Source organism: Salinivibrio sp. ML323 (assembly GCF_001995745.1).
Lineage (GTDB): Bacteria > Pseudomonadota > Gammaproteobacteria > Enterobacterales > Vibrionaceae > Salinivibrio > Salinivibrio kushneri.
Genome location: NZ_MUES01000012.1, coordinates 15,679 through 39,123, shown reverse-complemented (window position 1 = coordinate 39,123; position 23,445 = coordinate 15,679). Strand labels below are relative to the sequence as shown.

The 23,445-nt window shown below is 52.6% G+C and carries 18 protein-coding genes, 1 pseudogene and 1 riboswitch; of the genes and pseudogenes, 2 read left to right on the top strand and 17 right to left on the bottom strand.

Annotated elements, in window-relative coordinates:
- Positions 1-3: 3 nt before the first annotated feature.
- The 5 genes from apaG to lptD are packed head-to-tail and all read right to left on the bottom strand — an operon-like array spanning position 4 to position 5,853.
- Positions 4-387, bottom strand: a complete 384-nt coding sequence (gene apaG / locus BZG13_RS09220) for a Co2+/Mg2+ efflux protein ApaG (RefSeq protein WP_069361681.1) — start codon at positions 385-387, stop codon at positions 4-6.
- Between the two features lie 14 nt (positions 388-401).
- On the bottom strand, positions 402-1,208 hold the full coding sequence (gene rsmA, locus BZG13_RS09215) for a 16S rRNA (adenine(1518)-N(6)/adenine(1519)-N(6))-dimethyltransferase RsmA (protein WP_077486421.1): 807 nt from the start codon (positions 1,206-1,208) through the stop codon (positions 402-404).
- A complete protein-coding gene (gene pdxA / locus BZG13_RS09210) occupies positions 1,198-2,190 on the bottom strand; it encodes a 4-hydroxythreonine-4-phosphate dehydrogenase PdxA (RefSeq protein ID WP_069361683.1) in 993 nt (330 codons plus the stop codon). The genes rsmA and pdxA overlap by 11 nt, the downstream gene beginning before the upstream one ends.
- A complete protein-coding gene (surA, locus tag BZG13_RS09205; protein WP_077486420.1) occupies positions 2,180-3,475 on the bottom strand; it encodes a peptidylprolyl isomerase SurA in 1,296 nt (431 codons plus the stop codon). Before surA ends, pdxA begins: the two co-directional genes overlap by 11 nt.
- 53 nt (positions 3,476-3,528) lie before the next feature.
- The gene (gene lptD, locus BZG13_RS09200) at positions 3,529-5,853 is read right to left on the bottom strand and encodes an LPS assembly protein LptD (RefSeq protein WP_077486419.1); all 2,325 of its coding nucleotides are present in this window, start codon (positions 5,851-5,853) and stop codon (positions 3,529-3,531) included.
- Between the two features lie 154 nt (positions 5,854-6,007).
- On the opposite strand from lptD, the gene djlA reads away from it, so the two are divergent.
- Entirely contained in the window at positions 6,008-6,829 is an 822-nt protein-coding gene (djlA, locus tag BZG13_RS09195; protein ID WP_077486418.1) for a co-chaperone DjlA, read from the top strand.
- A gap of 12 nt (positions 6,830-6,841) precedes the next feature.
- Here djlA and BZG13_RS09190 read toward each other — a convergent pair whose 3' ends face one another.
- The 3 genes from BZG13_RS09190 to rapA all read right to left on the bottom strand — a co-directional run bounded on the left by BZG13_RS09190 (position 6,842) and on the right by rapA (position 11,573).
- A complete protein-coding gene (locus tag BZG13_RS09190; protein WP_077486417.1) occupies positions 6,842-7,813 on the bottom strand; it encodes a D-2-hydroxyacid dehydrogenase in 972 nt (323 codons plus the stop codon).
- A 68-nt stretch (positions 7,814-7,881) separates the two neighbouring features.
- Complete coding sequence (gene rluA, locus BZG13_RS09185) at positions 7,882-8,625, bottom strand: bifunctional tRNA pseudouridine(32) synthase/23S rRNA pseudouridine(746) synthase RluA (protein WP_077486416.1); 744 nt, start codon at positions 8,623-8,625, stop codon at positions 7,882-7,884.
- A 38-nt stretch (positions 8,626-8,663) separates the two neighbouring features.
- Positions 8,664-11,573 carry an RNA polymerase-associated protein RapA gene (gene rapA / locus BZG13_RS09180; RefSeq protein WP_077486415.1) on the bottom strand — a complete coding sequence of 970 codons (2,910 nt, stop codon included), beginning with the start codon at positions 11,571-11,573 and terminating at the stop codon, positions 8,664-8,666.
- A gap of 316 nt (positions 11,574-11,889) precedes the next feature.
- Between rapA and BZG13_RS09175 the strand changes: the two genes are divergently transcribed.
- Positions 11,890-13,263 carry a PhoH family protein gene (locus BZG13_RS09175; protein ID WP_077486414.1) on the top strand — a complete coding sequence of 458 codons (1,374 nt, stop codon included), beginning with the start codon at positions 11,890-11,892 and terminating at the stop codon, positions 13,261-13,263.
- Between the two features lie 45 nt (positions 13,264-13,308).
- Here BZG13_RS09175 and BZG13_RS09170 read toward each other — a convergent pair whose 3' ends face one another.
- The 9 genes and pseudogenes from BZG13_RS09170 to leuA form a co-directional block, all read right to left on the bottom strand.
- On the bottom strand, positions 13,309-14,313 hold the full coding sequence (locus BZG13_RS09170; RefSeq protein WP_077486413.1) for a GGDEF domain-containing protein: 1,005 nt from the start codon (positions 14,311-14,313) through the stop codon (positions 13,309-13,311).
- Between the two features lie 48 nt (positions 14,314-14,361).
- Positions 14,362-15,084 carry a thiamine ABC transporter ATP-binding protein gene (gene thiQ / locus BZG13_RS09165; RefSeq protein WP_077458145.1) on the bottom strand — a complete coding sequence of 241 codons (723 nt, stop codon included), beginning with the start codon at positions 15,082-15,084 and terminating at the stop codon, positions 14,362-14,364.
- Positions 15,078-16,573, bottom strand: a pseudogene (locus BZG13_RS09160) (thiamine/thiamine pyrophosphate ABC transporter permease ThiP). The gene thiQ and the pseudogene BZG13_RS09160 overlap by 7 nt, the downstream one beginning before the upstream one ends.
- A 5-nt stretch (positions 16,574-16,578) precedes the next feature.
- Positions 16,579-17,574, bottom strand: coding sequence for a thiamine ABC transporter substrate binding subunit (gene thiB, locus BZG13_RS09155; protein WP_077486412.1), 996 nt, complete (start codon positions 17,572-17,574; stop codon positions 16,579-16,581).
- 43 nt (positions 17,575-17,617) lie between these two features.
- A riboswitch (TPP riboswitch) is annotated at positions 17,618-17,719 on the bottom strand.
- A 38-nt stretch (positions 17,720-17,757) separates the two neighbouring features.
- Positions 17,758-18,549, bottom strand: coding sequence for a DUF547 domain-containing protein (locus tag BZG13_RS09150; RefSeq protein WP_077486411.1), 792 nt, complete (start codon positions 18,547-18,549; stop codon positions 17,758-17,760).
- 147 nt (positions 18,550-18,696) lie between these two features.
- Complete coding sequence (leuD, locus tag BZG13_RS09145) at positions 18,697-19,299, bottom strand: 3-isopropylmalate dehydratase small subunit (protein WP_077486410.1); 603 nt, start codon at positions 19,297-19,299, stop codon at positions 18,697-18,699.
- A 9-nt stretch (positions 19,300-19,308) separates the two neighbouring features.
- Positions 19,309-20,730, bottom strand: coding sequence for a 3-isopropylmalate dehydratase large subunit (gene leuC / locus BZG13_RS09140; protein WP_077486409.1), 1,422 nt, complete (start codon positions 20,728-20,730; stop codon positions 19,309-19,311).
- 21 nt (positions 20,731-20,751) lie between these two features.
- Positions 20,752-21,846 (bottom strand): 3-isopropylmalate dehydrogenase, encoded by a 1,095-nt coding sequence (leuB, locus tag BZG13_RS09135; RefSeq protein ID WP_077486408.1) that lies wholly within the window; start codon positions 21,844-21,846, stop codon positions 20,752-20,754.
- 2 nt (positions 21,847-21,848) lie between these two features.
- Positions 21,849-23,411: a 2-isopropylmalate synthase gene (gene leuA, locus BZG13_RS09130; RefSeq protein ID WP_069361699.1), complete on the bottom strand. Its 1,563-nt coding sequence runs from the start codon at positions 23,409-23,411 to the stop codon at positions 21,849-21,851.
- Between the last annotated feature and the right edge of the window lie 34 nt (positions 23,412-23,445).

The following is a 23,445-nucleotide window of genomic DNA, read 5'->3' as shown; positions in this document are numbered from 1 at the left end:
GGATTAGTGGAGAATGTTTGGCAGCGCGAGACGAAACGGTGCAATATCGACCTTAAACGACTGATCGTCTTGATCTTGCATGGTATAAAAACCTTGCATTACACCCACAGGCGTCTCGATGATGGTGCCACTGGTGTAGGTGTATTTTTCCCCCGCGGCAATCTTGGGTTGCTCGCCGACAACGCCTTCTCCTTCTATTTCTAGCTCTTTACCATTGGCATCGGTAATGAGCCATTTTCTGCGCATGAGTTGCGCAGGGGCATCGCCGCGGTTTTCAATGGTGACCGTGTATGAGAAGACAAAGCGCTCATTGTCAGGCTCAGATTGGTCTTCCACATATTGTGTCGCGACGTGAATCTCGAATTGCGATTGTTCGGTGGCTTGCAAATCAAGGCTCCTGTTTATGATGAGTGATTGGCATCTAACCAGTTGGCCAAGCTGGAGAACTGCGCCAAGGTCATGTGCTCAGGACGTAAGCTAGGGTCGATACCAAGCTCGGTCAATGTATCGACACTAACCAATGATTTAAAACAGTTACGTATGGTTTTACGGCGTTGATTAAAACCTTCACGACACACGCGCTCTAACCATGACAAATTGGTGACTGGATGTGGCAAGGTTTTGTGTGGCACTAAGCGCACAACCGCGGAGTCCACTTTCGGTGCCGGCTTAAAGGCACTCGGTGGTACCTCCAATACCGGGATCACTTGGCAGTAGTATTGTGCCATGACGGTAAGACGCCCGTAGGCTTTGGTGCCAGGACCAGCGGCGAGACGATTCACCACTTCTTTTTGCAACATAAAGTGCATATCTTGCACTTGGTCGGCAAAAGAGAACAAATGGAACATTAACGGCGTAGAGACATTGTATGGCAGGTTACCAAAAATCCGTAGCGGGCCTTGCTTGGCAAGCTCGGCAAAATCAAAGGCCATCGCATCGGCTTCATGCACCGTGAGTTTACGGCCCATAAATGGATGACTGCGTAGGCGTGCGGCAAGATCCCGGTCAAGCTCTACCACGTTTAGGTGGTCGACCTGCTCTGTGACGGGCTCGGTGAGCGCGCCAAGGCCTGGGCCAATCTCAACTAGATTCTCGCCGGATTGGGGATTAATGGCTGACACTATCCCATCGATGACATATGGGTCGTTTAGGAAGTTTTGTCCGAAACGTTTTCTGGCACGGTGGCCTTGATGGACTTTATCGCTCATGCTTGCTATCTACTAATTCAATGGCGTGGGAGATGGCCGTCCGCAGGCTTCCTGTATCCGCCGTACCGGTACCCGCTAAATCCAGTGCGGTACCATGATCTACTGATGTTCTGACAAAAGGCAGGCCCAAGGTAATATTCACTGAGCGCCCAAATCCTTTGAATTTTAACACAGGTAAGCCCTGGTCGTGATACATCGCCAGTACAGCATCGGCATCTTGCAGGTACTTTTCTTGGAAAAGCGTATCCGCGGGTAGGGGACCGACTAAATCCATCCCTTGTTGGCGTAAATCATCGAGGGCCGGTTCAATGGTGTCGATTTCCTCTGTGCCTAAACAGCCTCCCTCTCCGGCATGAGGATTCAGGCCGCAAACATAAATACGAGGGTGTGCAATCGCAAACTTCTCGCGTAAGTCTTGATGCAAAATGCCGATAACATCGTGCAAGCGCTCACGGGTGATGGCCTTGGAGACATAGGCCAAGGGAATGTGGGTGGTGACCAAGGCGACACGTAACCCTTCAGTGGCGAGCATCATCACCACTTGATTGACATTGGCGTGCTGGGCAAAAAACTCCGTATGGCCGCTAAAAGACACCCCTGCACGGTTGATGATCCCTTTGTGAACTGGGCCGGTGACAATCGCGGCAAACTCACCGCTCATGTTTCCTTCCGCGGCGCGAGTCAGGGTATCGAGCACATAGCGGCCGTTGGCTTCATCTAATTGACCAGGGGTCACCGCCGCACCAATCGGCGTCTCTGCGACGATAAGCTCGCCCGCCTGGTGTGCTTGCGGCTCAGTGCTGGGATCATAGTCTCGCAAGCTGATAGCCAGTCCTAATTGCTTGGCGCGCTCAGCCAGCATTTGCTTGTTCGCGACCGCGACAAGCTGATGAGGCCAGGCATGAAGCGCCATGGCCAAGACAAGATCAGGCCCGATGCCCGCAGGCTCTCCGGGCGTAATCGCGATACGCTCAGCTGTCATCGGTGATCACCTCGACGTAAGCCCCTGCGCGTAGCTCTTGCAGCCAGGCCTGCGCTTCTTCGTTGAACTTTCTATTGAATAGCATGCGGTAAGCGCGATTTTTCACAGCCGCATCGGTTTTATCCACTTCACGACGATCGGTGACTTCGACGATATGCCAGCCATGTACGGTTTTAAACGGTTCGCTGACTTGGCCTTCTGGCAGGGCATCAACTTTCGCCTTAAAGGCGGGTACATAGGCATCGGTGGTGGACCAACCTAGGTCGCCACCATTGACTGCCGAGCCTGGATCGTCGCTGTACTGCTTGGCGAGATCAGCAAAACTTTGCTCACCACGTCGGATTTGATCTGTTAATTGGTTGAGCTCTTTCTGCGCGCCTTTATCACTCAGCACGATCGATGGTTTGATCAGGATATGACGCGCTTTCACTTCGGTGACGGCGACAGTTTCTAGTCCTTGTACATCGTCAATTTTGAGAATATGGAAGCCAACCCCGCTTCTAAACGGCCCGATGATTGCCCCTTTACCTTGGTTGGTGATCTGGTCGGCGAAAATAGTCGGCATTTCCTCTCGGCGCAACCAGCCCCAATCACCGCCGTCTAGCGCTTTAGGGCCTTTGGAGTATTCCATCGCCAGCTCGGCGATATCACCGTCATGGCGCAGGGTATCAACGAGACGGTGAGCTTGTTTTTTGACGCTTTCACGCTCAGTTTTGCTGGCATCGTCGTCTAATTTGAGCTGAATATGCGAAAGTTTGTATTTTACCTTTTGCATCTTTTGCTCATTTAACTGGCTGGCAAGCGTTTCGACTTCTTGCGGTAAAATACTGATTCGGCGGCGTACTTGCGCGTTACGTGCTTCGGAAATGGTAAGTTCACGACGCACTTGTTCACGGTATTGTGCCCATGCGACACCTTGCTCGGCCATTTTTTCTCGCAGGGCTTGCACACTGACAGACTGCTCCTTAGCAATGTTTTCGATTGCTTGTTGCAACTGGCTATCGTCTATCTGGATCCCTAAACGTTTGGCCTCTTGCAGTTGTAGCTCCTCGATAACCAGCCGCTCACGCATTTGCTCTTCAAGCACATCTTGTGGCGGTAATTCGCGATCGCTGTTGGCGGCATTAAGGGTAACGGTGCGACGCATCGCCGCCATATCACTTTGTAATACCACGCCGTCATTGACCACTGCGATCACGCGATCCAGCTCTTGAGGTGCCGCTTGCGTTAAGGGGGTCAGCAACACTAAAACGCCAGTGATGAGGGCGTGACTCCATTTGTTCATGCTTTGTCCACTTCTTTTCATAGGTTCAACAGTCCAGACCACAATAAAGCGGGTTAGTTCTTCAGCGCAAAAGGATTGCGATAACCCAAGGCGTTGCCTGAGTCTGTGCTGAAGTTAAAGCCGCTATCAGCCCCTAGCCCTAGGAGGCTAAATGAGAGGGTGACGTTATTGTCGTATTCTGGGTCTGTATTAATATCAGAGCGTGAGAGTAAGTACTCGTTATAGCTCAAGCCGACCACCCAACAATCAGAGCGATAGGTCAGGCTAAACTGGTTTTCTAGCATCACGTCTTGAGTGAGATCGCGCCAGTATTGGCCTTTAAAACTGAGGCCTCCCCATAGCGGGAAGCCCGTGACCACCCCGGCTTGGGACAGGCCATCATCGGTGAGTGCGCTGATATCTCGGTTCGGCAAGGTAGACTCAATATATTCTTGTGCCACATAGCGATAACTGGTTTGTGCGTAGAATTGTTGGTGGCGATACTCGGCAATCGCGTTACCAAACTGCATTTCACTGAGGTTGCTGTCATATTGCATGGATGCCCGTAAAAACAGGTAGTCATCAATATTGGCTTCCCCTTCGAGCGCCCAAGACGAATAATCGAAGGTTTCTGCGTCTTGGTTAGAGGGCTGATCAAAGTAATAAATTTGCCCGAACGACAGGTTGAGTCGCTCTTTATAACCACCGTCGTAAAAACGGGTGGTCGCCCCGTAGGTTAGCTGATTAGCCGGGTTAATATAATCAATGCTGCTAAATTGATTGCCGCGGAATAACCCATAGTAGTCGGTTTGTAAGCGTGCGGTATCGTAACCGCCGCCACTGAAGTTGACCGGGTTATAAATATCCCCTTGTTCCACGTCTTTGATGTACAAATATTGCACTTGAGGCTCAATGGTTTGGCTAAAGTGCCCCCCCATCGCCCAAAAGTTACGCTCTAGTACCACGCCGGAATGCAATCTTACGGTTGGGATTTTACGCTCCACCGATTTACTCAAGGTCGCTGTGGACTCGGCATCTGGCATGGCATTGTCAAAGCGTTGATCGTAATGGGTGTAGAGCATGCTCGCTTCGGCCGTGGCATTAAACCAAGGACGCGTGAAGGGCATGGTCAAGGTCGGCGCCAGATGCGTGCGCGTCGCTTCAGGTTTATTGGGGTGGTCATTAGCAAATACACTAAATTGTGCGGGGACGCTGATGTCCAACCATGGCATCACTTGCGGCGCGTAGTAGTTAAAATCCACTTGCGGCATCAAACGATACACACTGGTGTTTTCTGTGAGCGGTTGAAAGTCCCGCACACGCACAGTGCTGTTCCAATCTAAGCCGCGGTAGCTGATTTCACCGGTTTGCAGCAAGGTATTGTCTTCTCGTTTACCCACGTCCGAGTCAATGTTTTGGAAGTAGGAAATGTCACTGACCTTGCTGTAATCGGCTTGATAGCGCCAGTGGCCTTGTACGCCGCTGTGTGTCCAGTTAAAGCCCCAGCGTGCGTCAAGGTCTGGGTGACGCTGATCATCAGGCAAATATTCTGAGTACAACGCGCCTGAGCCGAGTGGGGTAAGGTAACGAACATTGGTATTGAGTTGTACGCCGCGTTCCGACATATATTTGGGCGTGATCGTGGCGTCAAGTTGCGGATGGATATTCCAATAAAATGGCGTTTCCATCTCGATACCGTCGCGATCACTCCAAGAGACCGAGGGGTATAAAAAGCCAGTCAGTCGACCGTCTTCGACCGGCACCCGCAGGTACGGCAGATAAAAAACCGGCACATTCATCACCTCAAATCGTGGATGATAAAGGTCAGCAAACAGGCTGCTATCTTCTTTTTCTATCTTAGAAGCAGAAAAACGCCAGCTTTTGTCCTCGTCCGGGCAAGTGGTATAGGTGCCATCTTCCAGTTCGTAGAAGGTGGTACCGTTTTTAAATACCCGCTTAGCTTCCCCTCGCCCTGGCGTACACAGCATCTTGTACTGGGCATTATTGAGCGTGGTGTCTTCGTTTTCTAAATTGGCTTGTAAATAGTCCGACGTCACCATCATTTGGCCGTCATTGAACACCACATCTCCTTGTGCGGTGACGATCCGTTCTGGATCGCGCAAGGTCGCGGTATCCGCGGTCATTTTACGATGGCCTTGGGTCACCTCGACATTGCCGTTGTAGATGGCTTTTTCATTGGTTTGCGCTTCAGCGCGATCGGCCACCACGCGAATGGGTGCATTGTTCACATCTTGGGTTTGCTCACTCGCTGGAATACAGCGCGCCTCGCTATCGGGGCAAGGTTCGCTGGATGTTTCCGCATTCGCAAAAACAAGGGCTGGGCCATAAAGGGCCAGGCTAATCATGGTGGCTAAAAAGCTGCGTGCAGTCGGTGACATTGAAGAAGACATTCCTGTTTTATCTGATTGCGTGGTGTACACGAAGGCAACGCATCAGTATGCTTTGGCTGCAAAATGCGATTATCATAAATCAATTTACGCCCGGCATCACCTGTAAATGTTCAGGGTGTGAAACTAGCAATGAGACCATGGCATGCGACTAAATGGCAAGGTAATTGGTGCAATTCTCGGCACATTGTTGGGAGGCCCAATCGGTTTTCTTCTTGGCCTTTTCTTAGGTCATCAGTTTGATAAAGCGAAACAGCGCGCGCGTTTCGGCGGTTTTGGTGCCCAAGGCCCGCAAGCGCAACGTGTTTTTTTCCACGGTACCTTTGCGGTGATGGGGCATATCGCCAAAGCTAAAGGGCAAGTCACTCAGGACGAAATACGTCTCGCCAGCTTATTTATGGACCGAATGCAGCTGCAAGGTGAAGCCAGGCAGTTGGCCCAGCAGGCGTTCCGTGAGGGCAAAGACAGTGACTTTCCGCTTGATGAGACCCTCAGTAGTATTCGCACCTTAAGTCAGGGGCAGCGTGATTTGTCGCGTGTCTTTTTGGAAATGCAGATACAAGCGGCGTTTGCCGATGGCGAGCTGCATCCTAAAGAGCGGGAACTACTCTATGTGATTGCTGAGAAACTGGGTTTTTCGCCGCAGCAACTGGAGCAACGGTTACGGATGCAAGAAGCCGCGTTTCGCTTTAGCCAAGGTTATCAAGGCGGCTGGCAGCATCAAACCGATGGGCCGGGCGCACCACCACGGCAAAGTGAGATTGATGATGCCTATGATGTGCTGGGTGTTGATGCGTCGGCTTCCTCTCAGGAGGTGAAAAAAGCTTACCGTAAGCTGATGAATGAGCATCATCCCGATAAATTGATGGCAAAAGGCTTGCCGCCAGAAATGATGGAGCTTGCCAAAGAAAAGGCGCAAGAGATCCAAAAAGCCTACGATGTGGTGAAAAAAGCCCGCGATATTTAGTGGGCTTGTGCGCTAGTCAATCAGTGTGTGTTGCGGCGAACCGCTTAAAAAACCATCAATGTTATCCATCAGTTGGTTGGCGAGACGGTTAACCGCTTCATCTGCGCCCCATGCGATATGGGGGGTGACCAGCAGGTTAGGCAATGATGCTGCGATCAGCGGGTGAGTATCAGGGGCCGGCTCTTCACTCAGCACATCCAATCCAGCACCGCCAATTTGTCCGCTTTCCAGTGCTTGTAGTAGTGCGGCCTCGTTGACTAAGCCGCCACGTCCGGTGTTGATCAATATGGCATGCGCTGGCATCAACGCCAGCGTGTCTTGGTCGATAAGATGACGGGTGTTATCGGTGAGTGGGCAATGTAAGGAGAGCACATCGGCTTGGCGTAACACGTGTTCGAAAGGCAGATAGCCAGGCCGGCATGCCTGCGCCCCTCGGTGCTCAGCAAAAACCACCTTCATGCCGACGGCGCGCGCCAGTTGTGCGACGGCCTCGCCTAATGCGCCTTTGCCAATGATCCCCAATGTACTGCCGGCCACACTGCCGATAGGATGAGTGAAAAAGCAAAACTGTCCTTGCTTTTGCCATTCACCGTTTTGTACGTCCTGGTGGTATCCGAGCAGTTGTCGCTTAAGGGCAAAAATCATGGCGACGACATGCTCAGGTACCGACTGAGTGGCGTAACCTTGTACGTTGCACACCTGTACCCCACGGGCTTGGCAGGCGGCTAAGTCGACATTGTTTACCCCAGTGGCAGCCACCGCAATCAGTTTGAGGTTAGGACAGGCGGCAAGCACCGTCTCATCGATCACCACTTTGTTGGTTATGGCGATATCAGCGTGTTGTAAGCGCGCGATCACATCGCTGGGTTGCGTTTCATCGTAGGCTTGCCAGCGATGCGGATGCTGGGGCGCAGGCAGGACAATATGCGCTGGGATAGTATTGCGGTCGAGAAAGACGATATTGACGGGGTGGTGCTGAGCCATGTTGATCTCCGTGTCTCAATCCATGGCTCTAGGGTGCGAGATATCGCGAGTTTGTGCAATGGTTTCAGCTAGCTGGTTTGTGCGTCCGCCTTTGTGGCTGTAAGCGGTGCGGCCAATTGATAGTCACTCGCCAAGCGGTTATTGGGCATCTGGGGATAAAAATCACAGGGAGCTTGGAAATGCATGGTTTCTCCGGTCGCTGGATGCAAAAGGCTAAGCTCGGCAGCATGAAGATGCAGTCGATGGGTATAGGCGAGCGCGTCTGGGCAAGCATAAAACTCATCGCCGACAATGCTATGCCCCAAAGACTGCATGTGGACACGAAGCTGGTGAGAGCGCCCAGTCAGTGGGTACAAAGCCATCAAACTGGTCAGGGAGAAGGTGTGTAAGCAGCGATAGTGCGTTTGCGAGGGCTTACCATGCTCAAAACACACTTTTTGGCGCGGGCGGTTGGGCCAGTCACAAATCAACGGCAGGTCGATAATGCCTTCATGGCTTTCTGGTTGTCCCCATACTTCCGCATAATACAACTTGGTGGGGATGCGGTCGCGAAACTGCGCTTTAAGATTGCGCTCTGCTTCCTTATGGGCAGCAAAGGCCATCACGCCTGAGGTGGACATGTCTAAGCGGTGAACCAGCTCGGCGGAGGGAAATTCGGCTTTCACCCGCGACCATGCGCTGTCGTAATGCTCTGGATTGCGACCAGGATTGGCCAGCAAGCCACTGGGTTTATTGATCACCACCAGATCCGTGTCTTGATAGAGGATATCTAACCAAGGATCCGTCGGTGGATGGTATTCAGTCATTGCCATAGGGTTATCGGGGCCATCAGGCCCCGTCTCACTTTGGTTTATTGGTGGCTAACCACAACAAGGCGCAGCGCATCAAGCTCAATTTGAGCGTGCTGAATATGGTGCGACAAGGTGCTTATCTGCTCGCGTAATGCGTCTAGCTCATCATCACGAATATTCGGATTGACCGTTTTGAGTGCTTCTAAACGCGCTAAGGCTTGTTGGAGCTCGCTTTCCATTTCTTGGTGCGCCCGGGTTTGGATCTCGCCGAGGGCTTTCTCTGCCAGTGGTTCGCTTTTCTCAATCAGGTTGTGGATCTGGCTTTGTACCGAGTTAACCATTTTACTGCCGAGGTGGCGATTTACCGGACTGAGCTGGCGATGGAAGCTTTCAAACTCGACATTGGTGGACAGATCATTGCCGTTGGCATCAAGCAGCAATCGCACGGGCGTTTGCGGTAAAAAGCGGTGGATACCGCTCGATTTCGGCGCCTGGGCGTCAATGGTGTAGATAAGCTCGACAAACAGCGTGCCTACCGGCAGTGACTTGTTTTTGAGCAGTGATACCGCGGTAGTGCCGATGTTTTCGCTCAGCAGCAAATCAATGCCCCCTCGAACAATCGGGTGCTCCCAAGATACAAACTGAACATCTTCGCGACTCAATGCGGTATCGCGGTCAAAGGTAATGGTGCAGCCATCGGCAGGCAGTCCTGGATAGCTGGGTACCATCATGTGTTCAGACGGTTTGACCACCAAGGCATTCTCGCCTTTGTCATCTTGGTTAACTCCGATGGTATCAAACAGCCCCAAGGTGAAAGTGACCAAGTTAGTGTCGCCATCCTGCTCGGCAATGGTGTTTGCCAGTTGGTTAGCGGCTTCCCCACCGTGAGAGTGCATTTCGAGGAGCTTATCTCGGCCTTCTTCCATTTCTGCTTTTAAGCGCTGATTCATTACTGCACTGTCACTGATCAGCGCCGACAGCGCGTCATCCTGTTGATTGGCCGCGAGCAGCGTTAACAAGGTCTCGCCATATTGCTCAAATACCGCGCGGCCGGTGGGGCAGGTATCTTCAAACGCGTCTAAGCCTTCGTGATACCAGCGCGCCAAAATGGTCTGAGCGGTGCCTTCAAGATACGGGACATGAACGGCAATATCTTGCGTCTGGCCAATACGGTCAAGACGGCCGATACGCTGCTCAAGTAAATCGGGGTTCATCGGTAAGTCGAACATCACTAGCTGATGGGCGAATTGGAAGTTGCGCCCTTCCGAGCCAATTTCTGAGCAGATCAAGACCTGCGCGCCCCCCTCTTCTTGGGCAAAGTAAGCCGCGGCTTTGTCACGCTCAACAATTGACATCCCTTCATGGAATACAGTTCCGCGAATACCTTCGCGCTCTCGCAGCGCTTGCTCTAGGGTCAGTGCGGTTTGCGCCCGCGAGCAAATAATCAGCACCTTCTCGCTGCGGTGGGCTTTTAGGTAATCCAACAGCCAATCAATACGTGGATCAAAGCCCCACCAGCTCGCGCTATCCCCTTCAAACTGTTGATAGATATCTTCTGGGTATAGGTTTTGCACTGCCTTTTGTTCGCTTGAGCCGGTGCTGCCCATCATGCCGGCGACCCGCATGGCGGTTTGGTATTGACTGGGTAGCGCCAGTGGATGCATATGCAGGCGGCGGCTGGGGAAGCCGCTAATGGCCGCTCGGGTGTTACGGAACAAGACGCGTCCAGTGCCATGGCGGTCCATCAGATCATCAATCAGCTGTTGGCGCGCCTGGGCGTTTTCTTCTGCGTCGTCACTGTGCACTTGGGCCAAACGTGCTGACAGATCTTCGTGTTGCAATAGCTGACGTATCCCAGCTTGTGCCGCGTCGGTCAGTGGCGTATCGTCCAGCAGCGCTTCCACCGCCTCAGCCACGGGCGCGTATTGTTGAGCTTCTTCAACAAAGGCGTCGTAATCATAGAAGCGATCGGGGTCGAGCAGGCGCAAGCGGGCAAAATGGCTTTGCTGGCCCAATTGCTCTGGTGTCGCGGTGAGCAGCAATACGCCAGGGGTGTGCTCAGCGATGCTTTCAATAATTTGATATTCGCGGCTCGGCGCATCGGGAGCCCAAGTGAGGTGATGGGCTTCGTCGACCACCAATAAATCCCAGTGGGTATCACACACTTGTTCCACCCGGCGGCGGTTTTTGCGCAGAAACTCCAGTGAGCACAACACCAACTGTTGGGTATCAAAGGGGTTGGGGGCGTCGGCGAAAGCCTCCACACAGCGCTCTTCATCGAAAATCGAGAAATGCAGATTAAAGCGGCGCATCATCTCCACCAGCCACTGATGCTGTAAGGTTTCGGGCACCACAATCAGTACACGTTCCGCGCGACCCGCCAGCACTTGCTGGTGGATGATCATCCCTGCCTCAATGGTTTTCCCCAACCCCACTTCATCGGCGAGCAGTACGCGCGGTGCATGACGACGACCGACTTCATGGGCAATGTAAAGCTGATGGGGGATCAGGCCAGCACGCATGCCGGTTAAACCGCGTAATGGGCTGCGCAGTTGCTGGTGCTGATTGGTCAGCGCGCGATAACGCAGGGCAAAACGGTCCATACGATCGAGCTGGCCAGCAAACAGTTTGTCTTGCGGCTTGTTGAAGCGAATTTGGTGGCTGAGTAAGATCTCACGCAGTGCGACCTCATCTTCCCCTGTGTCGGTACGCTGGCCGTAATAGGTCAACACCCCATCGTTTTCTTCAATGCGCGAGACGGTCATGGTCCAGCCCTCGTGACTTTCTACCTCATCGCCGGGGTTGAACATCACCCGAGTCACGGGCGCATCATGGCTGGCGTACAGCCGTGTTTCATCACTAGCAGGAAACATTAGGGTCACGGTACGGCCATCAACGGACACCACGGTGCCGAGTCCAAGATCATGCTCCGTATCACTGATCCAACGTTGTCCAAGCGCAAATGACATAAGGGAAAACCTCTGAATTAACTCGATTGTCGAAAGACGCGGCGCCGTTGACGACGGCACCGTTTAAATACTCTGCTATTCAGTGTGGCACTGAAAAAATTGGCCGCCAATAGTACTCGAACTTGTGAGGAGGGTCACGATGAAACTCAATCAATAGTGGCAAAGAGGTAGATTGACATACAAACGTCATCAAGTGACGGCAAAGATAAAAGCGTGAGCTGGCGCAGTAAAACAAGTTGGGCGCATCCCAACGGCCAGGTCTACGCTTATTTTAAGCGCTGTCACCGACAGTGAACTGCCGATACAGGAGGTGCCTATGGGCGACGCCGACCGGAAGCTGTTTGTACTTGATACTAATATTCTCCTCCACGAGCCTTTCTCGATTTACTCTTTCCAAGAACACGATGTCGTGATCCCCATGACTGTCCTCGAAGAACTTGACCGGATTAAAGATAGCAAACGCGATGTTTCACGGGATGCGCGTGTGGCGATCCGTGCGCTGGAAGATATTTTTAAAGAGGCCACTCCTGACGAAATTGGCGAGGGCATTGCCGTTGGCAAAGGCGATGCGACAGGGGCGGTGTCGATCCTCGCTGATTTTGAGATCAAAGAAACCGTCCATGCCTTTGCCGATAAAGCGGGTGATAACCGCATACTCAATGCGGTGTTGTACCTGCAAACTAAGCGCTCACCCCGCAAAGTGGTATTGGTGACCAAAGACATCAATATGCGCTTGCGCGCCAAAGGGGCGGGGGTGATGTATGTGGAGGACTACCGCACCGATCAGCTGATTGATGATGTGCGATTGCTAACCAAAGGTTTCCATCAATTTGCAGGCAGCTTTTGGGATAAAGTGGGAGAATGTAATAGTCAAGCCTATGGCACAGAGACCCTACATACGTTGCCGTCAGAGCTTCTCGATACGCCGTTTGTTAACCAATACCTGTTAGATGACAGTGACGATTTTGCCGCGCGTGTGCAAGCCATTGATGGCGATAAAGCGGTGATTAAAGATCTGAGCCGAGAGCGATTGATGCATCGCGCTGCGTGGGATGTGAAACCGAAAAATATCTACCAAGGGATGGCGATGGATGCGTTGCTCGATCCGAGTATCGACTTGGCGATCCTCACCGGTCCGGCAGGCTGTGGTAAAACCATTCTGGCGATGGCCGCCGCGCTTGAGCAGGTGGTAGAAAAAGGGATGTACGATAAAATCATCGTAACCCGCAATACCCCAGATATTGGCGAGTCAATTGGCTTTTTGCCGGGCTCCGAAGAAGAGAAAATGTTGCCTTGGCTAGGAGCCGTGACCGATACGCTAGAAGCCTTGCACATGCACGATGAGTGCACCGATGGCTCGATGCGTTACATCATGGAGAAAGCGAATCTGCAGTTTAAATCGATTAACTTTATGCGTGGCCGCTCGATTCAAAACGCGTTCGTGATTTTGGATGAGTGCCAAAACCTCACCGCCTCTCAGCTTAAAACCATTATTACTCGGTGTGGGGAGGGGACCAAGTTGGTGTGCTCGGGGAACTTGGCGCAAATCGATTCTTCGTATTTGACCCCAGTGACATCTGGGCTGACCTATATTGTTGAGCGGTTTAAAAACTTTGAAGGCAGTGCGTGTGTGTACCTCAATGGCGTGGTGCGCAGTCGCTTGGCTGAGTTTGCCGAAGAGAATTTATAGCTGATATCAGGTGGCGGTTATCAGGCCGCCACCTTCATCCATTGCCTAAAACAATTCAACATCGTCCTCGGCGACAAAGGTTTTGACCACCCCAGACTGCAGTAAATCATCATAAAAAGCGACCTGGTTACGGCCATTTTGTTTAGCGTGATAAAGCGCCTGATCGGCGTAGCCTAAGATGACGCTGGTGCTCAGCTGTCCATGTTCAATCCGTGTCGCGCCCATGGAAATGGTCACGGTTTGGGCGGCACCAAAGTCTCGCGCGTTGACATTGGCAATAAAGGCATTGGCCTTTTGTTCGGCCATGGCCCGCGAGCAGGGCTGAAATAGCACTACAAATTCATCGCCGCCATACCGGAACAAGGTGTCTTGTGAAGAGAAGCTCTGGCGCATTAGTGAAGCCAGTAACAAGATGACCTCGTCACCAAACACATGACCAAAATTGTCATTGACCTGCTTAAAGTGGTCGACATCGAAAATGCACACCCAAGGTGAGAGAGCGCTGTCAGCGTCACTGTTTGGCGTCGCCTCGCTTTGCGCTAAGCGATCACATATCAGATCCAGCTTTTTAGATAAGACTTTACGATTAAATAAGCTGGTAAAGCTGTCACGTTCGCTCGCCATAATAATCTGCTGGTAGTTCTCATAAATGCGCGTGAGTCCGGCCACCAAAGCACGTTGATCTTGGCTAAGGCTTTTGGCGCGGCCGCACAAAATACTGCTGACCCCATCTTCTTTCTCATAATAGATGGGAACGGCAATCAATACATGATCATGAGTGTGGTGTTGAATAACCGCTTGGGACGCAAGGCACTCTGCCAAAAGTGCGTCAATTTGATGGATATTCTCTTGCTGAAACGCACTGTTGTCGTTGGTGCCGAGTACGGTAAAGGCAGGCTGCATATCATCGCAGTAATCAAGCAGTACGACTTCGCCAACCGGAGTAAGCTCGGTAATCGAGGTCAGCAAGCTCTTAGTAATCGCGTCGACTTCCGTTTTAGCGGTAAAGTCGACGATCGAGTCGAGAATCTGGATACTGCTGGCGGCCACAGGACGCCTCCTTGGAATCTACCGTGTTTTCCTTAGTATAGAAGCCTATCAGGGGGATGCCACCCAAAACGAATCGTCAGCGGTGCCCATGTAACCTTGCATCATTTCTGGCGGATGATTGAGCGCTTCAATTGGACGATGAAGACGAACTTGTCCCTCATCGAGATAAAGAAACTGAGAGGCAATGGCTTGGGCATCTTCGGGATGGTGAGTGACCATTACCACCGTCGTGCCTTGTGCTTGGGCGGTACGCTTGACCAATGCCAGCATATCCTTTTTTAGCGCAGGGTCGAGCGCTGAAAAGGGCTCATCGAGCAGCAATAAAGGCTGGTTACGTGCGATGCTTCTACCCAAGGCGATGCGTTGGCGTTGGCCACCTGATAGTTGACCGGGCAGACGTGGCAGATAGTCATTTAAACCCACGGCGTGGGCCGCCTGGTGAATGCTGTCACGCTGGGAAGCGGTGAGTTTCAGTGATGGCGACAAGCCAATGGCCATATTGTCGAATACCGACAAGTGAGTAAAGACGTTGTGCTCTTGAAACAAGATAGACAATGGTCGCTGGTGGGCGGGCGTCGTGGTGACGGGCTTGCCATCAATGGTGATCTCGCCACTATCTGGCGCGATCAGCCCGGCAATCAAGGATAACAAGGTGCTCTTTCCCGCCCCGCTTGGGCCGAGCACAGCCACAATCTCCCCCGGCGCTATCTTGGCATCAAAGATCATCCAATCTTGCTGGTAACGGTAATGGACATTGGAAAGCGTTAACATGCGTGTCTCCATTGGATAAGGCGCGTAAGCAGGGCATAACATCCCAAGCTGGTGAGCAGTAACAGCATCGCTGCAGCAGCACCGGCTTCCATTTGGTAACTGCCCATTAAGCGAAATAAATACAGGGGCAGGGTTTGAAAGTTTTGGCTGCCAAATAGGGCTATCGCACTGAGATCACCCATCGATAACACAAAACTCACCGCGACACCGCGTGCAATCGGTGCACGTAAACAGTCCCATTCGATCAGACGTAAACGCGTGATGCCTCTTACGCCTAAGGTGGCGCACAGATTATGGTAAGACTGGGCAACCTGAAACGCGGGGGCACTTAATACTTTTATGAGATAAGGCAGCGCCATCAGGGCGTTCACCGCCATCACTAGCCACAGCGCTAAACTGAATACGTCGCTAAACTGGCGAAACAGCAAAAAAAGCCCGGTGCTGAGCACGATGCTCGGGACCACCAGGATAATGGCTCCTAGCGTTTCTATCCCATCCGCCTGTTTTTTGCGTCCGTGTAAGCGCCAGTGGCGGCTAGCGAGGATCACTGCGGCTGCAAGCACAAAGGCAAAGCTGGTTGCCCCTGAGGCAATGGCGAGGGAGTGCAGTGTCGCCTGCCACAGTGCGCCATCGCGTCCCAGCATTTGGCGGCTCGGCTATCCAAAGAGGCGGGAAGAGGCAGCACTTCACTGGGCGTACTCGGCAGCGGGCGCGTCAAAGTTTGCACGGTAAATGCGATGGCGCCACATAACAGCATTTGCCAAAGCGCAAGGACAGCACCCGTTTGTAAATCGAAATCAAAATGAATGGCTTGGTAAATGGCCAGCTCTATTGTGGTGGCTTTCGGCCCACCGCCCAGTGCCATCACGGTGGCGAAGCTGGTAAAGCACAACATAAACACCAGCCCGACGATATGAGGCAAGCTTTGGCGTAAATACGGCCATTCTAAATGCTTAAAGCGCTGCCAGCCTTTCAGCCCTAGCTGGGTAGCAAGACGACGTTGATCAGCGGGGATCCCCTCTAACGCTTGCACCATGAGTTGGGCGGAAAATGGCAGATTAAAAAACACATGCGCGAGCAAAATGCCACTTAAACCATAAATAGAAAACGGCATCGTCGCATCAAAGTGCGCGAAGGCTTGCGCAATCCAGCCGCTGCGGCCATAGATGGCAACCAGTCCAAATACCCCCACCAATACCGGTAGCACCAAGGTCATGGCAAATAGCTTAAGCAGCCATGCCTTGGCTGGAAACTGCCGGCGATACAGGGCGTGGGCGACGGGTATCGCAAGCCCAACGCTGAGCATCACAGATAAGGTCGCCTGCTTAAAGCTAAAGTAGGTGACATGGCGCAGGTAGGTATCTTGCCACAACGCGGTGAGCACTAGGTCGTGGCTGTGAGAGAACAGCGCCCAGAGTGCGCTGCCAATCAAAACCACGACTAAGCTGGCCGCCATACTGCCCGGCCAGGTTCGAGAAGGGTTGAGCATCTTGGCTATTCAACCAGCGCGGTTTGCCAGTCACGCACCCATTGCTGGCGATTGCCCATCACTTCATCAGGCTGATATAGCAGGCTTTCCTCCGGCTTGTCTAAGGTGTAGAAGGCATCAGGCAGGTTGACATCGGTTACCGGATACATCCACTGCGTGGTTGGGAGCACAGACTGAGCTGCATCACTGAGCATAAATTGTAAAAACGCGTCTGCACGTTCCGGTTGATCCGTGTAGGCTGATTTTGCCACCACTTCGATTTGCATGTAGTGGCCTTCTTCAAACATGGCAGCGGCAAAGCGGTCGTCCTCATCGGCAACCCGGTGATAGGCCGGTGAAGTGGTATAAGAAAGCACCATGTCGGCTTCTTTGTTAAGGAACATGTTGTACGCCTCGGTCCAGCCTTTGGTCACGGTAATGGTGTTGTCAGCCAGTTCGCGCCATGCTTGTTGGTTATCATCGCCATACACTTTTTGGATCCAGAGCATTAAGCCTTGGCCGACGGTTGAGACGCGCGGATCTTGGTAAATCACACTGATATCGTCGCGCTCTTCAATCAAGGCTTTGAGGCTTTTGGGCGGATCGAGCAAGCGGGTAGTGTCATACACAAAGGCAAAATAGCCGTAATCGTAAGGGATAAAGTAGTTGTTGTCCCACCCGCCAGGCACTTGCAGGCGCTCAGTATTGACCGCATGCTCAGCGACAATGCCGCTGCGCTCGGCTTCTTTCATTAAATTGGTATCCATCCCGAGTACGATATCGGCTTGGGTGGTTTCCCCTTCAATGCGTAGGCGATTGAGCAAAGCGGCGCCATCATCGAGAGACACGAATTCCAGTTGGCAATCGCACTGTTTTTCAAATTCGGCTTTGATTTTGGGCCCTGCGCCCCATTCGGCGATAAAGGAGTCATAGGTATACACGGTGAGTGGGTCCACGGCGCGGGCACTGAGTGATAACAGCGACAGAGAAATCAGAGTGAGAACAGAGGTAAAAACTTTCACAGCACGCTCCTAAGTTGGGCGTGGGTGTTGAGGCAAGTTGATGGCAACATCAAGTCTCAATCCCTACGCCAGTGTTAGCTGGATCAGGTTCGATGGGTCTAGCGCGGTGCGCAATCTCAGCCATGAGGCTCCCCAATGAGTACCAAGCCATTGTACTGATTGGCTTAGGGTTAACCAAGCCTTTTAGTCAGCGAGTTGGTTAAGGTCCCAGTTGTAGTCGTATTCCAATGTTGCCTCTTGTGGCAATGGAATATCGCGATACTGGTTTATGTGAGCGATCACGCCTTGCTTATCGCCACCAAAATCAGCCTCAAACCACTCATAGATAGAAGAAAGCTGCCATTGATCGCCTTGCTGACTTACCCCTTTGTCGCTATTAATAAAACGATAGGCCGCTTGTTCGAGCTGTGCCTCAAGCGCGTTTGCTTGGAAGGCCTTAGGTTGCAGGTTTGGACAACCCAAACTGGCACAGTTAACCGCATAGTGGGTACGCGGATCTTGCCATAGTGGGCGCAGAATGCGGTGCTCAATATCATTCAAGGTAAGGGGTTCACCTGCCACCGTGACCACCTCATCATCCCAAGGTCCAAAGCTAAATAGCCCACCGAGTTTGGTGATGGAACTGACCGGGTACTCGGCGATAATCAGTTTTACGGTGACCGCATTGTAAAGGTTGACCCAATACGCGTATTGCTCGTTTTTGGTCAGGGTGCGCGGGTCGCGCGCGGTGAGCATGCGGATATAATGATCGAGGGCTTTCTTGTCAGCGTCGGTGACCGCCGCATAGTTAAATAAGGTGTGCTGCCCCTGAGGCTGCAAATACTTATCGAGCAATACTTGCCAAGTGTGATGAGTGAAGGTTGCCTGGCTGTCAGGGTTATGGGCATCCCACATCGCCCAATACTCTGCTTTGGGGGCCGCTTGGCTAAACAGCGGAAAAACCAAACAGAATAGAAGTATCAAACGTTTTTGCATTGCCCGTCCTTATTTTCAGCAAGCCTTCTTTTCAGACTAGACCAAGCAAATGCGTTGTTGGTTTCATGGTGAATGGAAAAAAGTGGGGCTTGACCAATAAGCGCGGCGAGGATCGCGCTTATTGGTGGAGTGGGCTAAAGCGGGGATTTATGACAAAAAGTCCGGGATGCGCTGCTCAAAGCGCGAGATCTCAGCATCGTGCTGTAGGGTTAGGCCAATGCTATCTAAGCCTTCCAACAGGCAATGACGACGAAAATCATCCATTTGGAAGCTAAAGCAGTGCTCACCGGCTCGAATGGTTTGGGCGGGCAAATCCAGGGTTACCGTCGCGCCTTCATTTTCGGCTACATACGCAAATAAAGCATCGATTTGGCCTTCTTCAAGGGTCACCGGCACCATTTGGTTGTTGATACAGTTGCCATAGAAAATATCGGCAAAACTGGGGGCGATAATCATTTTAAAGCCGTAATCATCCAGCGCCCAGGGGGCATGTTCGCGTGACGAGCCACAGCCAAAATTCTCGCGGGTGAGTAGCACGCTTGCCTCTTGGTAGCGCGCTTGGTTAAGCACAAACTCGGGGTTCGGTTGCTTGCCCGCATCGTCTAAAAAGCGCCAATCGTGAAACAGGTGCTGACCAAAGCCAGTACGGGTGACTTTTTGCAAAAACTGTTTGGGAATGATCGCATCGGTATCGACGTTCGCCGCATCCAATGGAGCAACAATGCCGGTGTGAGTGTGTATGCCTGACATAAGGCCTCCTTATAATTGGTTAACGTCGACAAAATGACCCGCGATAGCAGCGGCGGCGGCCATCGCCGGGCTGACCAAGTGGGTGCGGCCTTCACGGCCTTGGCGGCCTTCAAAGTTACGGTTGCTGGTGGACGCGCAGCGCTCTTTGGGGCCCAAGCGATCGTTGTTCATCGCCAAACACATTGAGCAGCCGGGTAAGCGCCACTCAAAGCCAGCGTCGCGGAAAATCACATCCAGCCCCTCTTGCTCTGCTTGGGCGCGCACTTGCTCGGACCCAGGCACCACCATGGCATGGACGCTATCTGCCACGCGTCGCCCTTTGGCGACCGCGGCGGCCGCGCGCATGTCTTCAATCCGTGAGTTGGTGCAAGAGCCGATAAAGACCTTATCAATGCTGATTTGGTTGATGGCTTGTCCCGGTGTCAGTCCCATGTATTTTAGCGCGCGCTCTGCTGAGTGGCGTTCAATCGGATCGGTCATTGTCTCAGGGGCAGGCACGGTATCATGCACACTGACCACTTGGCCGGGGTTAGTGCCCCAAGTAACTTGATGATGGATTTGACTGCCATCGAGGGTGACCACGCGATCAAACTGTGCATCGGCGTCCGAGTGCRAAGTTTGCCAGTAAGCGACCGCTTGCTGCCATTGCTCGCCTTTAGGAGCAAATTTCTTGTCTTTTAAATAGGCAAAGGTGGTGTCATCCGGCGCGATCAGGCCAGCTTTGGCGCCTAATTCGATGGCCATGTTGCAGACCGTCATGCGTCCTTCCATCGACAAGGCGGTGATCGCGTCCCCACAAAACTCCACCACATGTCCGGTGCCGCCTGCGTGGCCGACTTTACCAATAATCGCTAGAACAATATCTTTGGCGGTGATCCCGGGGGCAGTTTTGCCCGTGACTTCAATTTTCATCGTGCGGGCGCGGGATTGCTTAAGCGTTTGGGTGGCGAGTACGTGTTCGACTTCTGAGGTGCCAATACCAAAGGCCAGAGAGCCGAAGGCGCCATGCGTCGCGGTGTGCGAATCACCACAGACGATGGTGGTGCCGGGCAGGGTAATGCCAAGCTCAGGGCCCATCACATGGACAATGCCTTGGTAAGGGTGATTTAGGTCGTACAGGGTGACGCCAAATTCGTCGCAGTTTTTGGCTAGCGTCTCCATTTGGATGCGCGCCATTTCTCCTGACGCGTGAATGTCTTTGGTTTCGGTGGAGACATTGTGATCCATGGTAGCGAAGGTTTTGCTCACTTGGCGCACCGGACGCCCTTTTTCCCGCAGGCCATCAAAGGCTTGTGGTGAGGTTACTTCGTGCACCAAATGACGATCGATATACAGCAGTGGCGCTTCACCCGGCTGCTCGGTGACCACATGGGCTTGATAGATTTTTTCATACAAGGTCTTGGCGCCTTGCTGAGTGTTTGCATTCGACATAGCTCGTATCCTTACGGGTAATTATTCTGCGCCTTGGCGGATATAGGCGGCGATACGATCGCCCATTTGTTCAGTACTCAATGCAGGATGGTTGCCTGCCAGATCGGCGGTCAGCTCACCGGCCGCCAGTGCTTGGCTGACTGCATGCTCAATCGCACAGGCTGCGTCTTCTTCGCCTAACGAGTAGCGCAACATCAACGCGGCGGAGAGAATTTGTGCGACCGGGTTGGCGATATTTTTCCCCGCGATATCGGGGGCAGAGCCGCCGGCGGGCTCATACAAACCAAATTTACTCGCGTTCAAACTCGCGGATGGCAGCATGCCCATTGAGCCGGTGATCATGGCGCACTCATCGGAGATGATATCGCCGAAAATATTCGAGCACAGCATCACATCAAATTGCGATGGGTCTTTAATCAGCTGCATGGTGGCGTTGTCGATATACATATGGCTTAAGTGGACATCTGGATAGTCCTTGGCCACCTCTTCCACGACTTCACGCCACAGCATCGAGCTTTGCAACACATTGGCTTTATCGATTGAGCACACTTGCTTGTTACGCAACTGAGCCGACTGGAAGGCGATACGGGCGATACGCTCAATTTCATAGCGATGATAAACCTCGGTATCAAACGCTTTTTCCTCGCGGCCTTCGCCTTCGCGCCCTTTGGGCTCACCAAAATAAATCCCGCCGGTCAGCTCTCGCACCACCACGATGTTAAAGCCTTGGTCGGCAATATCGGCGCGCAGTGGGCAAAAGCCTTCGAGACCGGTATGGATTTGCGCCGGACGCAAATTACAAAAAAGACCAAAGTGCTTGCGTAACGGCAGCAAGGCACCGCGCTCCGGTTGCTCAGTGGGCGGTAAATGCTCCCACTTTGGGCCGCCCACTGAACCAAATAAAATCGCATCGGCTTTTTCACATCCCGCCAAGGTCTGCTCGGGCAGCGGCGAGCCATGGGCGTCAATCGCGGCTCCCCCCACCGGATAATGCTGACGCTCCAAAGTGAGTGAGAATCGCTCGCTAACTGCATCAAGCACCTTCTCGGCTTGCGTCATGACTTCGGGGCCGATACCGTCGCCGGGTAAGAGTGCAATCTGGTGTGCGCTGGCCATGGTTATACTGTCTCCTGTTTCAAGTGGGATTGTTCCTTAATCTGAGCGATTTTGTCGGCGCGATAGATGGCATTGATCACATGCAATAACGCTTCGCCTGAGGCCTCGATGATGTCGGTTGACACCCCGGTGCCGTGATATTTACGACCCTTGTAGTTGGCAATGATGTCAGCTTGGCCGAGGCCATCTTCCCCTTCCCCTTTGGCGGTCAGATCAAATTTATCCAGCTCAATATCATAATCGGTAATGCGGTAAATACACTGATACAGCGCATCGACGGGGCCGTTGCCAGTGGCTGCTTCGTGCTTCTCTTCATCGCCACATTGCAACTTGATGCTGGTGGTTGCCATTAAGCTGCCCGATTGCACGCCCAAATAGTTCAGCTTATAAAAGTCGTCCTCTTCTTTAAGATTATTGAAGAACATCAAGGCTTCTAAATCGTAATCGAATACCTGACCTTTGCGATCCGCCAGCTGTAAGAATGACTGATACAAGGTGTCTAAATCGTAGTCTTGTTCGCTGTAGCCAAGGTTATCCATATGGCTTTTCACCGCGGCACGGCCGGAGCGACTGGTCAGGTTAAGCGCTTTTTTGCCCAAACCAATCGACTCTGGCGTCATAATTTCGTAGGTGTTTTTGTTTTTCAGCATGCCATCTTGGTGGATACCGGAGGAGTGGCTAAAGGCATTGGCGCCGACGACGGCTTTATTGGGCTGAATAGGCATGTTGCAAAGCTGGCTAACCAACTTGCTGGTGCGGGTAATTTCGGTGTGGTTCAACCCTGTTTCTACACCTAACAAGTCGGCGCGGGTTTTTAAAATCATCGCAATTTCTTCCAGCGCGCAGTTACCAGCGCGCTCGCCAATACCATTGATAGTGCCTTCCACTTGGCGTGCGCCAGCTTGCACCGCGGCAATAGAGTTGGCGACCGACATCCCTAAATCATCATGGCAATGGACAGAAATCACCGCTTTGTCGATATTAGGCACGCGGTTAAACAAGGTCGCAATGATATCGCCGAATTCACTGGGAACCGTGTAGCCGACGGTATCGGGAATATTGACCGTGGTCGCGCCGGCATCAATCGCCGCTTCGACCATACGGCATAAATTATCAATCGGGGTGCGCCCGGCATCTTCGCAGGAAAACTCGACATCGTCGGTGTATTGGCGCGCATGTTTGACGGCGCGTACCCCCATCTCGACCACGTCATCATAGCTGCGGCGAAGCTTGTCTTTTACATGGATGGTCGAGGTGGATAAAAAGGTGTGGATACGAAAGGCGTCAGCGGCTTTGAGGGACTCGGCGGCCACATCGATGTCTTTGGGGACCGCGCGAGACAAGGCACAAACGCGCGCATGTTGCATATGCTCGGCGATAGTGCGCACGGATTCAAAATCGCCCGGTGAGGAGACAGGAAAACCGGCTTCAATAATGTCTATCTTCATGCGGTCCAAGGCTTGGGCGATCTGCAATTTCTCTTTGACGGTTAAACTGGCGGACAGCGCCTGCTCGCCGTCGCGTAAGGTGGTATCAAACAGAATAACTTGGCTGTTCTCGCTCATGGGTGACTCCCTGTTGTGTTTGCTGGCCGCTTTG

Bases quoted from the DNA above. Each gene is read 5' to 3' on its own strand.
- rsmA (WP_077486421.1), bottom strand. From the start codon at position 1,208: ATGAGCGATAAAGTCCATCAAGGCCACCGTGCCAGAAAACGTTTCGGA.
- pdxA (WP_069361683.1), bottom strand. From the start codon at position 2,190: ATGACAGCTGAGCGTATCGCGATTACGCCCGGAGAGCCTGCGGGCATC.
- surA (WP_077486420.1), bottom strand. From the start codon at position 3,475: ATGAACAAATGGAGTCACGCCCTCATCACTGGCGTTTTAGTGTTGCTG.
- lptD (WP_077486419.1), bottom strand. From the start codon at position 5,853: ATGTCACCGACTGCACGCAGCTTTTTAGCCACCATGATTAGCCTGGCC.
- djlA (WP_077486418.1), top strand. From the start codon at position 6,008: ATGCGACTAAATGGCAAGGTAATTGGTGCAATTCTCGGCACATTGTTG.
- BZG13_RS09190 (WP_077486417.1), bottom strand. From the start codon at position 7,813: ATGGCTCAGCACCACCCCGTCAATATCGTCTTTCTCGACCGCAATACT.
- rluA (WP_077486416.1), bottom strand. From the start codon at position 8,625: ATGGCAATGACTGAATACCATCCACCGACGGATCCTTGGTTAGATATC.
- rapA (WP_077486415.1), bottom strand. From the start codon at position 11,573: ATGTCATTTGCGCTTGGACAACGTTGGATCAGTGATACGGAGCATGAT.
- BZG13_RS09175 (WP_077486414.1), top strand. From the start codon at position 11,890: ATGGGCGACGCCGACCGGAAGCTGTTTGTACTTGATACTAATATTCTC.
- thiQ (WP_077458145.1), bottom strand. From the start codon at position 15,084: ATGTTAACGCTTTCCAATGTCCATTACCGTTACCAGCAAGATTGGATG.
- BZG13_RS09150 (WP_077486411.1), bottom strand. From the start codon at position 18,549: ATGCAAAAACGTTTGATACTTCTATTCTGTTTGGTTTTTCCGCTGTTT.
- leuD (WP_077486410.1), bottom strand. From the start codon at position 19,299: ATGTCAGGCATACACACTCACACCGGCATTGTTGCTCCATTGGATGCG.
- leuB (WP_077486408.1), bottom strand. From the start codon at position 21,846: ATGGCCAGCGCACACCAGATTGCACTCTTACCCGGCGACGGTATCGGC.
- leuA (WP_069361699.1), bottom strand. From the start codon at position 23,411: ATGAGCGAGAACAGCCAAGTTATTCTGTTTGATACCACCTTACGCGAC.